Raw genomic sequence first — 13,949 nt, 5'->3', positions numbered from 1 at the left:
CTTGATAAACCACTCTCCATCAAGGGAGATGCAAGGCCGACCCACGTCTCACTAAATGTCGAACAAATTCGTCAGCGGCATGTGGTACTTCGTGATCGGTGATTTGAGCACGACGAAGCTGAAGTATTTCTCGATTCCGATGTCCATCTCTACCAGCCGCTCCATGAGCGACTGGTATTCTCCTATGCTGCTCGCCACAAACTTGACGAGATAGTCGTAGTCGCCCGAGACGATGTGGCATTCGATGACTTGATCTATATTCTGGATGGCCGACATGAAGCGAGCGATGTCGGCCTGGCGATGGTTCCTCAGGGTTATCTCTGTAAAGACAGTCAGAACCTGGCCAAGCTTTCCCATGTTGATCTGCGCAGAATAGCCACCGATATAGCCTTCTGCCTGCAGCTTCTTCACTCGCACGAGACAAGGGGTGGCGGATAGGTTTACCAGCTCAGCGAGCTCGACATAAGTCATGCGTCCGTTCTTCTGGAGCTCGGAGAGGATCTTGATGTCAATTCTGTCCAGTTTCATATGCGCCCACCCGGGTTGTTGCCACGCCCTTACATGAGCGGCTTTGAGGTCTCGTCATGGACGAGGCCCGGTGACAACAATCCCCTGAGTTAAAAGCGGCAGCCCATCCAAGCCTACATCATTTCCGGTCTTCGGATCGCGGAGCCATCGCTGAACCGGCTCAGCCTGTAGGGCGAGATGTCTGTCATCGGCGTTTCCTTGAGCACTATCTGGCTCACCAGCCGGCCAGCCCCAGGTCCGATCGCGAAACCGTGTCCGCTGAAGCCCGCGGCGATCACGTAGCCGGGGAGTTCCTCTACTCTCGAGATAACCGGCACGAGGTCCGGAGAGGTATCGATGAGCCCGCCCCAGGCGCGCTCGACCCCGATCCCTTTCAGCGCCGGGTACTCTCTTTCAAGGTTCTTGATTGCCAGTTTGACGAGCTCCGCGTCGGGCGCGGGATCCAGGATGCGGCTCTTTTCAAACGGCGAGATCTCGTCGTTCTCCCAGCTGCCGAAGGCATCGGGACCATTCCAGAAGCTGCTGTTGAGGCGGTACTTGAGCTTCTTGCCGATCTTGCTGCGATACATCTCGTAGAATTTGAATGCGTATCGCATTCCTCGCGGCGTGATGTCGAGCGTACCGTGTCCGGGTACGGCAATCGTGTAGGAGCCGTCGATCCGCCGCCGCAACACGAAGTTCGAACCCGATAGGCATCCTGCTTGAACGATTTCGGGCGCCGGCGTCGTCTTGATCGCGGTCCCGGCGATGTTGGCGACCGGAAGTTCGATGCCATAGCGATGGGAAAAGCGGGAAGCCCATGCTCCGCCGGCGCAAACAACCGTGCTTGCCTTGACAATCCCCCGCTCCGTCCAAACCCCAGTTACCCGGCCATTGGTAATGTCGAGGCCGCGAACGGCGCAGTTCTGATGGAGCGACACGCCCTTTTCCTTCGCAGCCTCGGCGATGGCAGGCACGGCGAGGCTGGGCTCAGCCCTCCCGTCGGTCGGAGACCAAACCCCGCCGACCCAGGAGGACGTGCCCCCCGAAGCCCGCTCGTTCACCTCGGAAGAGGTGAGTATCTGGCTGTGAAATCCCTGAAGGCGTGCGGCCCTCCCCCACTTTTCCCACTTGACGACATCCGCCTCGCTCTTGGTGCAGTAGAGTATGCCGGTCCGGCGAAAGCCGAGATCGCGGCCGATCTCGGTGCCCAGTTCTTCCCACCGCCGCAGGCTGTACATTGCAAGGGCAAGTTCATGGAGATCGCGGTTCTGCTGGCGGACCCATCCCCAGTTGCGGCTTGACTGTTCCCCGCCGACGATGCCCTTTTCGAGCAGCGCAACGGAGACGCCCTTCAAGGCGAGCTCGTAGGCAGTGCAAGTGCCGACGATCCCTGCTCCTATCACGACGACATCGACGTGACTCGGAAAAGAGGCGCTGTCACGGACTTTCTGGACCTCGACCGGCATGATCTTTGTATTCCTCTGGAATCGTGCATGAGTTTCTCGAACGGCCCGGCACGAGCGCTGGAGCCCTCAACGGTTAAGTTCTATCGGCGGGCGCGGAAGAGGGCGATGCGGTCCTGCATCCGATAGCCTTGAATAATGGCCGGCATGAACCAGGGATTGCCACGGTATAGGGGGATGAACGCAGGCGAACGGAATTCGAAGGCTGTGCGCGCCTGCTCGCCATGTCCCAGCAGCTTGTGAGCCGCGCGCATTCCGATCCATGGGGCCCAGACTACGCCCGAACCGCAGAAGCCGGTGGCGTAGACTACGCCGTCCTTTTCGAAGATGCGCGGCAGCATGTCGCGGTGCATCGCCACATTGCCAAACCAGGTGTGCGACAGCCGGACGTTCTCCAGTTCCGGGAAAAGGTTCACCAGCCCCCGGCGCAGAAACAGCTTCGGCGCGTCGGGATCGCCGACGCGAGAGCTGTCGCGACCGCCGAGCAGAATGCGTTTGCCGTCGGGTGTCGGGCGATAATAGAAGCCCAGCTGCCTTCCCTCGATCATCATCATCCGCTTCGGCATCAGCCGCGCCACCACTTCCGGCGCGAGCTCCTCGGTGACAATGATCCGGCTGCGAACCGGGACCAGCCGGCGGCGCAAGAAGGGCACCGCGCCATCGGTATAGCCGTTTGTGCAGACGAGCACCTGGCGGGCCTGCATCGTGCCGGTCTCGGTCACGATACGGAACGCAGAACCATCCCTCTCTACCGAGCTCACGCGCGTCCCTGTGTGGACGGTCAGTCCCGCAGCAAGAGCCACCCGCAGGAGTTCAGCGTGGAACTTGGCCGGGTGCAGCCCACCAATATCCATCCGCGCCATGCCGCCGCGATAGAAATCCGTGCCGATGTAGTTGCGCTGTTCGGCGTACGGCACCGCATAGGCCTCGATCCCCAGTCGCTTCGCCAGCACCTCGGCGCCACGGGCCGTCTTCTCGTAATCGTCATATCCGATTACGCCCTTGAACTGGCCAACCAGCTGAAAGTCGCACTCGAGACCTTCGGTCCTGATGAAATCATAAAGGAATTCACGGGCGAGCTTGCCTTCGGCCTCGATCGCGATTGCCTTCTCCTCGCCGAAGCGCCGGGCAATCGTGGCGTAATCCGGCCGAATGCTTCCGCTGGTGATTCCGCCATTGCGCGTCGAGGCCCCCTCGCCCGCATTCATCGCATCGAAGGCTGCGACCGAACGGCCCTCGCGCGCCAGAACAAGGCCGGCCGATAGCCCGGCGTATCCAGCGCCTATGATCGCCACATCGACCTTTTTGGCCAGCGGCTGTCGAGGCAGCGGTTTGACGGGTGCCTCTTCCCACCAATAGGGCGTGTTCTTTTCTGCAATTCTGGACTTTTCCATCGGAATAACTTTACTTTGCGATCGGCCAAGGCCTTCAGAGATTGCTGACAAAGACCGGAGGCGGCGTTCGCCCATAACGTGGTTCAGGGTACGGCAGCTGCGGTTCGCCCATCCACGAGCGGGCATTTTCCTGAACTGTCGCGACCGGACGGACGCCATTTCCTCAGCTGTGATCACCGCGAACATCGAGCGCATCTCTGAGCCCATCGCCGATGAAGTTGAAGCTGGTGACGGCGATGGTGATGGCGGCACCGGGAATGATCGCCAGCCAGGGCGCGGTACCCAGGTATTGCTGCGCGCCGTTCAGCATGTTGCCCCAACTGGGCAGCGGCGGCTGAATCCCATAGCCGAGGAAGCTGATATAGGCCTCCATGAGAATGGCGCGGGCGACGGTGAGCGTGGCCGCGACGATGATCGGGCCGACGGCATTGGGGAGGATCTCGCGGAACATGATATGCGTTCCGCTCAATCCCAGCATGCGACCGGCCTGGACGAATTCGCGCTCGCGGAGGGAGCGGACCTCGGCCTCGACGATCCGGGCAACCTCCATCCAGCTGGTGGCCGCGATGACCACGGTGATCATCATCGGGCTGGGCTTCAGTGCGGCGGCAAGCGCCAGCACCAGGAAGATCGACGGAAAGGACAGGAACCCGTCCACCGTGCGCATCAGCGTCGTGCCGAGCCAGCCGCCGCGATATCCCGCGACCACGCCGACAAGGGTTCCGATCAGCGTCGACAACAGCATGGCGGAAAAACCGACCAGCAGGGAAACCCGCCCCGCCATGAAGAGCCGTGCCGCCAGATCCCGGCCCAGCGGATCGGTGCCGAGATAATGGTGGCCGGTGAACGGCGGAGCAAAGCGGGCACGCAGGTCGATATAGAGCGAGTCATAGGGCAGCAAATACGGGCCCAGGACGCACGCCAGCGTCAGGATGGCGATCATCACCATCCCGATCAGGGCCAGATGGTGGTTCATGAAGCGGTGTGCAGTCCGGCTGTTCCACCAACGCTCCTGGCGTGAATTTGCGACAATGGCGGTCATAATGGTGGCCTCCTGTTGAGCGTCCATGAGGCGTTCAGCTCAGACGGATACGGGGATCGATGATGGCGACGACGATGTCGGCGATCAGGTTGCACAGCACGACGAGTATCGCCGAGAACATGAGCAGCCCCATCACCACCGGATAGTCGCTGTAGCCGAGGCTGTCGAGGAACAGCCGACCCATTCCCGGCCAGGTAAACACCGTTTCGGTGACCAGTGCACCGGTCAGGACGCTGGGAAGCTGCATTCCCGCCAGCGTGATCATCGGCAGGAGCGCGTTGCCGACGACGTGCTTCATCAGGATCCGGCGCTCGCTCAGCCCCTTGGCGCGGGCCGTCTTGACGAATTCCTGGCTGATGACGTCAAGCGTCGCCGTTCGCATGTAGCGGCTCCAGATGGCGACATGCACCAGCGCCAGCACGATGCTCGGCATGATCAGGTGGTGGAGGTAATTCAGGGCCGAACCGTCACCGATCGTGTACATGTTGCCGGCCGGCAGCCAGCCCAGGCGCAGCGAGAACACGTAGATGCCCAGGAGTCCGAACCAGAAGGTCGGGATCGACAATGCCACCATGGCACCGACCGTCGCCAGATAGTCGAACACCGAATAGCGGTGCGTGGCGCCGCGGATGCCGATCCAGGTGCCGATGGCGATCGCAATCACGGTGGAGGACCCCATCAACAACAGCGTCGCAACAAGGTGGCGGCCAATCACGTCCAACACGGGAGCGCCGTCGCGGAAGGAGTGACCCCAGTCCCCCTGTACGAGGCGCCAGGCCCAGTCGAGATATTGCATCCACAGCGGACGGTTGAGCCCCAGCTGCTCCTTCAGGCGATTGAGATCATCCTGGGTCATGCTGGGATCGAGACCGAACTGCGCCAGCGGGCCGCCCGGAATGAGGTTGAGGACGACGAACCCGATGACCGAAACGATCAGGAGCAGGACGAGGCTCTGTGAAAGGCGATTGAGCAGGAAGCCGCGCATTGGCTCTCCTCCTTCATGACAGCGTCAATGAAATGGCCGCCGCCGCAAGCGGCGGCGGCGTATGTCACGCGTAGGTCAGCTCTGCCAACGCCATCCTGCGGCATGCCAGGAGGCCGTGCGGGTGTTGGCATTGGGCTCGAAGCCCTCAAGACCTTCCTTGCGCCCCAACACGTTTGTAGAGGCAAACAGCGGCAGGAACGGCAGGTCCTGACGGACGATCTCCTGCACGCGGTTGTAGATCTCCCGCCGCTCCTCCGGACCGAAGGTGCGGGCACCTTTCTCGAGCAGCGCATCGACTTCCGGGTTGGAGTATTGGGCGGTGTTCGAACCCTTCCCGCCCTTCGCGCCGATGGCGCTGCTGTGGAGGCGGTTGGTGGCGTCCGGGTCCGCCGCAATGAGATAGGTGACACCCGCGATCGCCGAGTCGAACTGCGACTTAAGCCAGAATTCGCCCCACATGACGGCAGCCGGCATATTCGATATCTTCATCTCGACGCCGATCTCCGCAAAGGTTTGCTGCAGGAACTGCTGCACCTGTTCACGCAGATTATTGCCCGACGTCGTCGAATTGTTGAACGACAGCCGCACCCCGTCCTTTGCCCGAATTCCGTCCTCCCCCGGGACCCAGCCCGCCTCGTCGAGGATCTGTCGCGCCCGGTCGAGGTTGAACTGCTGCGCCGGAAGGTTCGGGTTGAAGTAGTAGGACTCCTTCGGCATGAAGCTCTCCGTGAGGGTGCCTACGCCGAAGTAGATAGCATCGATGATCGCTTTCCGATCCATTGCGGCATAAAGTGCCTGGCGCACCGCCGGGTCCTTGAACTGCGGCTTCTCGAGATTGAGAAAGATCGACTCGAGCGATGCCCCCGGCTCCAGCGTCACCACACGCCCCGGCAAGGTCTTGGCTTCCTCGTAGTGGTCCGCGGTTATGTATGCCTGGTCCACAAGGTCGATGTCGCCGCTCTTGAACTGGGTGTAGAGCACCGTCATGTCGGGAATGTATTTGAAGACGAGCCGCTCGACATAGGGGCCGTCGCCGAAATATTCGGAGTTTGCGACGAGCTCGATATGGTCGCCGGCAACGCGCTGCGCCCACTTGAAGGCACCGGTGCCGACGGGGGCCTGGTTGAATGCGGCGGTGTTGGGGTCGGCCTCCTTCGCGAGAATATGCTTGGGCACCATGAAGGTTTCGGCGAGGAACGAGAGATAAGGAGCGAAAGCCTCCTCCATGCGCCAGGTCAGCTCAGTCGGCGAGACCACCGTGATGTCACGCACGAGGGAATGCCCACCCGTGCGCCACGCGCGGAAGTTCGGACTAGTGATCAGCTCGAGAGTGAACTTCACATCCTCGGCGGTGAAGGGCTCGCCGTCGTGCCAGCGGACGTCGTCACGCAGGCGGATGCGCCAGTTCAGGCCATCCTCTGAAATGCCGCCATTTTTCTGCGTCGGCACTTCGGCGGCAAGATTGGGTTGGAGAACACCCTTCGGATCCATGCGGAAAAGGGCGTCGAAGACGGAGAAATGGACAGCGTCGTCGACTTCGATGTGGGCCATCAGCGGATTGAAGACGGTGGGTTCTTGCGAAAGCCCGACGACGACGCGGCCGGTCGGCTTAGCGGTCTCGGCAAAAGCAGGCTTGCCGAGCAGGTTGGGGGCGGCAAAGCAGGCGATGCCGCCCGCTGCCATAAGGCGTAGCGCGTCGCGTCGAGAATAGGTCGATGCGGTTACAGGATCTTTAGCCATGATGTCTCCTCCTCTGGCGATCTTCGCCGTGGCTATCAAATGTTAACGGCAGCCGGCCGTGTGCTCCTCGGCCGCTCCCCCGGGATTGCCGCCACCAGCTCGCGCGTGTAGGCCGATTGCGGGTCCAAAAAGATTTGTGATGGCGGGCCGTGTTCGACGATCCGCCCTTTCTGCATCACCGCGATTTCGTCGCAGATCTGACTGGCGACGCGCAGATCATGGGTGATGAAGATCATCGACACGCCGGTTTCCCGCTGGATCTGGTCGAGCAGCTTGAGGATCTGGGCCTGGATGGACACGTCCAGCGCAGAGACCGCCTCGTCTGCAATCAGCAGCTTGGGCTTGAACATCAAAGCCCGGGCGATGCCGATACGCTGGCGCTGGCCACCGGAAAACTCGTGCGGATAGCGGCCGAAGGCACCGGCGTCGAGGCCGACATGGGACAGCAAGGCTCTCGCCTCCTCACGCGCCTGAGCATAGGGCATGCCGTGCGCGACGGGACCGACGGTCAGGATCTGCCCAATGGTCGAACGCGGGTTCAGCGACGCGAAGGGATCCTGGAAGATCATCTGTATCTTCGGCCGCAGCGGCCGAAACTCGGTCTCGGAAAGCTTCGCTATATCGCGGCCTTCGAACAGAATCCGACCGCCATCGCTGTCCTGCAGCTTGATCAACAGCCGTCCCAGTGATGACTTGCCGGAACCGCTTTCGCCGACGACGCCCAGCGTGCGCCCCGCAGCCAATTCGAACGAAACTTCCTTGACCGCCGGCACGATACGCTGGCTGCCGAACAGGGCACTGCCGCTGCGATAGGTCTTGGATAGCCCTTCGACCTTCAGGATCGTCCCGTCACCCACCTTCTCCTGAGGTACGCGATCCTTGCCCGTCAGGTGCGGGACGGCGGCGATCAGGCGCTGGGTGTAGGGATGGGTGGGGGACTTGAGAACCTGCTCGGCGCTGCCTTGCTCGACAATGCGGCCTTTCTCCATCACCACGACACTGTCGGCGATCTCGGCCACGACACCGAAGTCATGGGTGATGAACATCACACTCATGCCCTTGCGGCGCTGAATGTCCCGGATGAGCTTCAGTATCTGCGCCTGCGTGGTGACATCGAGGGCCGTGGTCGGCTCGTCCGCGATCAAGACCGTGGGTTCGAGTGCCAGGGCCATGGCGATCATCACGCGCTGGCGTTGCCCGCCCGACAGCCGGAACGGATACTGGTAGTACATGAGCTCCGGATCGGGCAGCCCGACTTCGGTCAGCAGTTCAATGGCGCGATTGCGCCGCGACGCCTTGGTGCCCACACCATGCGCCATCAGGACTTCGGTAATCTGTTCGCCGACCGTCATCAGCGGGTTGAGCGCCGAGAGCGGATCCTGGAAAATCATGGACACGATGCGGCCGCGCAGGCCGCGCAGCTCCTTGGGAGACGCGCCGACTATGGTCCTGCCGTCAAGATGAATGGCACCGGACGAGACGGGGATCAGCTTCGGCAAAAGCCCCATGATCGTGTTTGCCGTCACCGACTTGCCTGAGCCGGACTCGCCGATAATGCACAGGATCTGACCCCGCTTGAGATCAAACGAGATGTTCTCGACGGCATGGGTCCGTTCCATGCCTTTCGGCAGGTCGACTGTCAGGCCGCGCACTGAAAGCGCTGCCTCGTCTATGGTAACAGCCTCTATTGCGGCCATCGAGATTCCTCCCTCTTCAACGGCGCCTTTGGTCGCTGCTCTATGGGACTGCCATTTGGCAATCGATCTGCAGGCAGACCCAGCATGCATTCCCTGCACTTCAGCCCCATTCGCTACCAATCGGGGCTTTATCCTCGATCAATATAAGATTGGTTCTTGCAATTGGTGTCAATATAGATCAATTTGGTTGCGGCAAATAATTAGTGAGGACTCATGAGCGTGGTCTTGAAGGACTTCATCGAGGCGGAAGGTCTGGAGCCGGGAGATCGATTGCCGCCTGAGCGCGATCTGGCGCTCAAACTGGGACTGCCGCGCACAGCGCTTCGACGGATGCTTGCTTCTCTGGAGAAGGAGGGCCGGCTCATCAGGCACGTGGGCAGGGGGACATTCATTGCCGGCGCCGGGGTGACCTCGACGGCGCTGCGTCGCCCGCCAGGCAGTACCGGAGACGCGTTGCGCACCTATCCGGCCGAAGTCTTCGAGGCTCGGCTGATCATGGAGCCCAAGATCGCCGCCTTGGCGGCGCTACGGGCGACCAGGCAGGAGATCGATGAAATGCAGAAATCGATCGATCGGGGGAGCACAGCGGAAACCCTGGTGGAATTCGAGAAATGGGACGCCGTCTTTCATCGAATCATCGTCGAAGCCGCTCGCAATGGTCTTGTCGCTTCGCTCTATGAAGGTATTCACACAGTGCGGGCTGGAAACCTCTGGGGGAAAATGAAGGAGCAGTCCCTGACCCCTGAGCGCATGAAGGCCTATATCGCCAAGCATCAAGCCATTCTGGACGCCATCAACGACCGGGACGGCAGAGAGGCCGAGCGTAACATGTACGACCACATTCTCGAGGCCAGAACAAATATACTTGGCCCCGTCCCCTGAGCAGCCGTCGATAAGGGTCGAATGCCGCCTTCCAGAAGGCATTCCGCGACATTACAACGCATGAAAACGGACGCGATCGGCGGCACTGGCAAGGCGGTCGGGTGATAGCTTTCCGCCCTTCACTGCCTCGACGACGCCGTCGCTGAGCTCTTCGAGGTGGGGTCCTCCTGCAACCAGTAGCAAGTCCGCGCCAGCGTTCAGCGATGCAACCGCAGTGTCCAGCAAGGTCCGCTGACGCATCGTAGCTGGTGCGTCAAGGTCGTCGGTAACGATCAGACCATCAAACCCAAAATCGCGACGCAGCATGCTGATGACTGGTTCGGATGTGCACGCCGCACTTTCAGGATCGAACGCGATCACCGGTGCCGGTCCGACCATGATCGCTCTCGTGCCGGCCTTGATCGCCGCACGGAAAGGCTCCGCGCTCTCAAGAATTCTTTCGCGCGAGCTGCCAAGTGACACATCGACCAGTGCTGGATCAGCCTCCAAGTGGTTGTATCCGGGAAAGTGTTTCGTGGTTGCGATGACCCCCGCCCGCTGCACGCCGATGATGTAAGCGGAAATCAAGCGACTGACCTCTTCCCTGTCGCCACCGAGTGTGCGGCCCGCAAGCCACGGATTTTGACCGTCAACAACATCGGCAATCGGAGCAAGATACATCGTCACGCCCAATGCCCTGGCGGCATTGGCATTCTCAAAACACCTGCGCTCCACTTCGCCAAGGGAAAGCGATCTCGTTTCCTCAAGGCTAGGCAGCGGAGGCGCAAGTCCCTCGAGCCGCCGAATACCTGACATCTCCTCATCGACCGCAACAATGAGGCGCGGGTTCGCAAGCTTCAACCTCAAAATCTGCTCGCGAAACAACGACGCGGTTTCCTTCAGCAGGCGTTCCTTGGACATCCTTCTGGCGACATACTCGCTTCGCGATTCTCCAATCAGGATTGAGCAGCCGCCATTGCGTAAAAAGGGTTCCATGATGTCGTGGAAATCCAGCGTGTCGAATGCCGGAAGGAAAACAGCCCGGGCATCGCGCTCAATCGTCATTTCCTGCTCCTTTGGAAGGTGAGCTACATCAAGGCACCAATGACTTCGTGCTGCCGGTGGTGCCGGTGCCGGCATACTTACTTCTCTAAACCGACTGCTTGAGGTGATCCGCAGCCTTCTCGCCGATCATGATGCACACCGCGTTGGGATTTCCGGAGATAAGCGTCGGCATGATCGAAGCATCCGCCACACGAAGCCCGGAGACCCCGCGTACGCGAAGGTGCGGGTCGACGACAGCCATGTCATCCTGGCCCGCCCGGCAGGTCCCGGCTGGGTGCAACGCGGCATGAGCCTCGCGTTGGCAGAAGTCTCGGATCTCCTGGCGGGAAGACAGGGAGGCGGGAACATGCCGACGAGCAAGATAGCGACGGATCGCCGGCTGCTCCATGATCTCCATGGCAAACATTGTGCCGTCCGTCAAAGCGTCCAGGTCTTGCGGCTCGGCGAAATAGTTTGGGGCGATCCGTGGCGGCTCGATCGGATTGGCGGTGTTGAGGCTTATCTGACCTCGCGATCGGGGGCGTATCTGTCCGAGATTGATCGTGCAGCCGTTGCCTCCCGGCACAGCGTCCACCCCTTCCTCGATTCCGGCTCCAACGACCATGAAGTACTGGATATCGGGAACCGGCTCGTCCTTGTTACCCCACCAGAACGCGCCGCCTTCGATCAGATTTGACGATGCCGGCCCTCCCTTGAACAGAAGATAGTTCAAGCCGGCGAGCGCCTTCCAGTGCAGCTTCTTGTATTTGTCGTAGCTGTGGGGCCCTGTCAGCTGGTAGATGAGCGATATCTCGATGTGATCCTGGAGGTTCTGCCCGACGCCGGGCAGATCGGCATTCACCTTGATGCCTTGCTTCTCGAGGTGCCCAGCCGGGCCGATGCCCGACAACATCAAAAGCTTCGGCGAGTTGATCGCTCCGGCAGACAGGACGACCTCCCGCTCGGCGCGCAGGATTCCGGTTCGTCCGCCCTTTACGAATTCGACGCCGGCCGCTCTTCCTTTTTCGATGATTACTCGCGTCACGCGCGCCCCGGTCTCGACCCGCAAGTTGCGTCGCTTTCGTGCCGGCCGGATATAGGCGGCAGCGGCGCTGCTGCGCCGGCCGTTTCTCGCGGTAATCTGATAGAGACCGCACCCCGCCTGGTTGCCGCCGTTGAAGTCCGCATTGTAGGGCAGACCCGCCTGCTGGCAGGCCAGCAGCCATGCCCGCGTCAGCGGATGGATGTAGTCGATATCCGACACCCCCAGCGGGCCGCCAACCGCATGGCTCTCGTTGCAGAAGCGGTTGTTGTCCTCCGCCTTCAGGAAATAGGGCAGAACATCGCTATAGCCCCAACCCGCCGCACCGAGCTCCACCCAATGGTCGTAGTCGGAGGGGACGCCCCGGATGTAAATCATGGCGTTGACGGAGCTCCCTCCCCCGAGAACGCTTGCCTGTACCATGGTTGGGGCTTCGGATCGGTCCTGCTCCGGTCTCGGGATCCAGGGCATGCGCTTCAACAAGGAACCCTGTGCCGTCTTGTAATAGGCGCCAGGGATGTGGATGTAGGGATTGATGTCTCTCGGCCCCTCTTCCAGAAGGACGACCGACCTGTCCGGATCCTCGGACAAGCGAGAGGCGACCACGCAGCCGGTGGAGCCGCCGCCAATGACGATGTAGTCAACCATTCAGCTCCTCCCGCCGCTCGATTTACAACCGTGCCTTGATCGCATGCCCTGCCTTCATCGCCAGCGCCGCGACCGTCAGCGCGGGGTTGACTGCAGCCGATGTCGGCAGCACCGAAGCATCGGTGATGTAGAGGTTGTCCAGGTCATGTGAGCGACAGTCGAGCGACACGACCGAGCTCTTCGGGTCTATGCCCAGCCTTGCCGTTCCGCACTGGTGGGAGGTCGTCTTGCGCCCGAAGGTACGCGTCAGCACGATCGGAAAGCCCGCCTTGCGCATGACGTTGCGGGTTCTCCTGATCAATGTTTCATGGGCGCGCATGTTGGAGCGCACCCAATGCATGACGATCCTGCCGTCCCGCACCATGACGCGGCTCTCGGGATTTGGCAGGTCCTCGCTCGTCAGGAACCATCCGTAGGCATACCGCGCCATCAGCCTTGCCATCCATCCGGGCACCGTTGGCGTCTGCGCCTTGAGGATATTGCCGGTGATATGGCCGAGCAGTTGGACATTGCCGAGCGGGAAACCAGTCTCCGGATCCTTGTTGTAGAAATCGTTGAAGGCCAATGTCTTCTGATAGACGGCGGTGTTCGGCGACCTTGGATCGATCGTCAGCATCGCGGTCGTATTGTGGTTCATGAAGTTGCGTCCGAGTTGATCGGAGCTGTTGCCAAGACCGCGAGGATGCGCACCATTGGCGGATCGCAACAGCAGCGCCGCGGACTGGACCGCGCCGGCAGCGACCGCGAAAATATCGGCGCCGATCCGCTGCTCCACACCGTTCTGCACAAACACGGCGGCCGTCACTTTCGTGCCGAGCGGATCAGTTTCGAGCCGTACCACATTTGCGCCGGTGATGACGCTGACGTTCGGGTGTGTCAGGGCACTGGCTAGCGGCCCCACCTCCGCGTCGATCTTGCCGCGTCCCGTATTCGGGAAGGCATCCCAGCCTGTCTTCGCCCGTCGCAGCCACTCCTCGATGTCGATCGCTAACGGCAGACTTGCCGGGTGGACGCCGGCCTTGCGCAACCTTTGGCGCACCGCGGCAATGGCTGGCTCATCGGGAACAGCCGGGAAGCGGTACGGATGCGATCGGGGCGGTTCGGTCGGATCCTCGCCGGCCGCACCACGGACGCCATAGATTTCCTCCGCCCGCTCATACCAGGGCTCCATGTCGGAATAGCCGAGCGGCCAGCCGGGCGACCTGCCTTCCATGTGCGGCCGGGGCTCGAAGTCCTCGGCCCGGTAACGGTACATCACCGCCCCGAAAAACTTCGAATTGCCCCCGACATAGTAATAGTTGCCGGGCAGGAAGGACTCGCCATCGGTCCCCACCCATTCTTCGGTCGACCTGTAGAAGCCCTTCTGGAATATCGCGACGTCGTCGCGAGCCTCGGGCGTGTCCTTGAGATACTCTCCCCGCTCGAGAATGACGATGCGCTTGCCGGAGTCGGCGAGGCTATAGGCGAGCGAGCTGCCGCCGACCCCTGAGCCAATGATGACGATGTCCGCTACCTGCAGCATG

The 13,949-nt window shown here is 61.3% G+C and carries 11 protein-coding genes; 1 reads left to right on the top strand and 10 read right to left on the bottom strand.

Annotated elements, in window-relative coordinates:
- Positions 1-51: 51 nt before the first annotated feature.
- The 7 genes from J2Z31_RS27580 to J2Z31_RS27550 form a co-directional block, all read right to left on the bottom strand.
- Positions 52-528: an Lrp/AsnC family transcriptional regulator gene (locus J2Z31_RS27580; protein ID WP_209606709.1), complete on the bottom strand. Its 477-nt coding sequence runs from the start codon at positions 526-528 to the stop codon at positions 52-54.
- Positions 529-641: 113 nt separating this feature from the next.
- Positions 642-1,976, bottom strand: coding sequence for an NAD(P)/FAD-dependent oxidoreductase (locus J2Z31_RS27575; RefSeq protein WP_209606707.1), 1,335 nt, complete (start codon positions 1,974-1,976; stop codon positions 642-644).
- Between the two features lie 80 nt (positions 1,977-2,056).
- On the bottom strand, positions 2,057-3,367 hold the full coding sequence (locus tag J2Z31_RS27570; RefSeq protein WP_209606705.1) for an NAD(P)/FAD-dependent oxidoreductase: 1,311 nt from the start codon (positions 3,365-3,367) through the stop codon (positions 2,057-2,059).
- Positions 3,368-3,530: 163 nt separating this feature from the next.
- The gene (locus J2Z31_RS27565; protein WP_209606703.1) at positions 3,531-4,409 is read right to left on the bottom strand and encodes an ABC transporter permease; all 879 of its coding nucleotides are present in this window, start codon (positions 4,407-4,409) and stop codon (positions 3,531-3,533) included.
- A 34-nt stretch (positions 4,410-4,443) separates the two neighbouring features.
- Positions 4,444-5,394, bottom strand: a complete 951-nt coding sequence (locus tag J2Z31_RS27560) for an ABC transporter permease (protein ID WP_209606699.1) — start codon at positions 5,392-5,394, stop codon at positions 4,444-4,446.
- A 75-nt stretch (positions 5,395-5,469) separates the two neighbouring features.
- The gene (locus J2Z31_RS27555) at positions 5,470-7,134 is read right to left on the bottom strand and encodes a peptide ABC transporter substrate-binding protein (protein WP_209606698.1); all 1,665 of its coding nucleotides are present in this window, start codon (positions 7,132-7,134) and stop codon (positions 5,470-5,472) included.
- A gap of 35 nt (positions 7,135-7,169) precedes the next feature.
- Complete coding sequence (locus tag J2Z31_RS27550; RefSeq protein WP_209606696.1) at positions 7,170-8,831, bottom strand: ABC transporter ATP-binding protein; 1,662 nt, start codon at positions 8,829-8,831, stop codon at positions 7,170-7,172.
- A gap of 213 nt (positions 8,832-9,044) precedes the next feature.
- Here J2Z31_RS27550 and J2Z31_RS27545 point away from each other — a divergent pair, with 213 nt between their 5' ends.
- Positions 9,045-9,713, top strand: a complete 669-nt coding sequence (locus J2Z31_RS27545) for a FadR/GntR family transcriptional regulator (protein WP_209606694.1) — start codon at positions 9,045-9,047, stop codon at positions 9,711-9,713.
- 51 nt (positions 9,714-9,764) lie between these two features.
- Here the strand turns inward: J2Z31_RS27545 and J2Z31_RS27540 are convergent, their stop codons facing one another.
- From J2Z31_RS27540 to J2Z31_RS27530, 3 genes are all read right to left on the bottom strand, one after another.
- Complete coding sequence (locus tag J2Z31_RS27540) at positions 9,765-10,757, bottom strand: glycoside hydrolase family 3 N-terminal domain-containing protein (RefSeq protein WP_209606692.1); 993 nt, start codon at positions 10,755-10,757, stop codon at positions 9,765-9,767.
- Positions 10,758-10,842: 85 nt separating this feature from the next.
- On the bottom strand, positions 10,843-12,426 hold the full coding sequence (locus tag J2Z31_RS27535) for a GMC family oxidoreductase (protein WP_209606688.1): 1,584 nt from the start codon (positions 12,424-12,426) through the stop codon (positions 10,843-10,845).
- A 22-nt stretch (positions 12,427-12,448) separates the two neighbouring features.
- Positions 12,449-13,948, bottom strand: a complete 1,500-nt coding sequence (locus tag J2Z31_RS27530) for a GMC family oxidoreductase (protein WP_209606686.1) — start codon at positions 13,946-13,948, stop codon at positions 12,449-12,451.
- Position 13,949 lies beyond the last annotated feature (1 nt).

The sequence above is a fragment of the Sinorhizobium kostiense genome, from assembly GCF_017874595.1.
GTDB classification, from domain to species: domain Bacteria; phylum Pseudomonadota; class Alphaproteobacteria; order Rhizobiales; family Rhizobiaceae; genus Sinorhizobium; species Sinorhizobium kostiense.
The sequence above is the reverse complement of the archived record's forward strand: the minus strand, read 5'-3'. Positions and strand labels throughout refer to the sequence as shown.

Bases quoted from the DNA above. Each gene is read 5' to 3' on its own strand.
- J2Z31_RS27555 (WP_209606698.1), bottom strand. From the start codon at position 7,134: ATGGCTAAAGATCCTGTAACCGCATCGACCTATTCTCGACGCGACGCG.
- J2Z31_RS27580 (WP_209606709.1), bottom strand. From the start codon at position 528: ATGAAACTGGACAGAATTGACATCAAGATCCTCTCCGAGCTCCAGAAG.
- J2Z31_RS27545 (WP_209606694.1), top strand. From the start codon at position 9,045: ATGAGCGTGGTCTTGAAGGACTTCATCGAGGCGGAAGGTCTGGAGCCG.
- J2Z31_RS27530 (WP_209606686.1), bottom strand. From the start codon at position 13,948: ATGCTGCAGGTAGCGGACATCGTCATCATTGGCTCAGGGGTCGGCGGC.
- J2Z31_RS27575 (WP_209606707.1), bottom strand. From the start codon at position 1,976: ATGCCGGTCGAGGTCCAGAAAGTCCGTGACAGCGCCTCTTTTCCGAGT.
- J2Z31_RS27540 (WP_209606692.1), bottom strand. From the start codon at position 10,757: ATGACGATTGAGCGCGATGCCCGGGCTGTTTTCCTTCCGGCATTCGAC.
- J2Z31_RS27565 (WP_209606703.1), bottom strand. From the start codon at position 4,409: ATGACCGCCATTGTCGCAAATTCACGCCAGGAGCGTTGGTGGAACAGC.
- J2Z31_RS27570 (WP_209606705.1), bottom strand. From the start codon at position 3,367: ATGGAAAAGTCCAGAATTGCAGAAAAGAACACGCCCTATTGGTGGGAA.
- J2Z31_RS27550 (WP_209606696.1), bottom strand. From the start codon at position 8,831: ATGGCCGCAATAGAGGCTGTTACCATAGACGAGGCAGCGCTTTCAGTG.
- J2Z31_RS27560 (WP_209606699.1), bottom strand. From the start codon at position 5,394: ATGCGCGGCTTCCTGCTCAATCGCCTTTCACAGAGCCTCGTCCTGCTC.
- J2Z31_RS27535 (WP_209606688.1), bottom strand. From the start codon at position 12,426: ATGGTTGACTACATCGTCATTGGCGGCGGCTCCACCGGCTGCGTGGTC.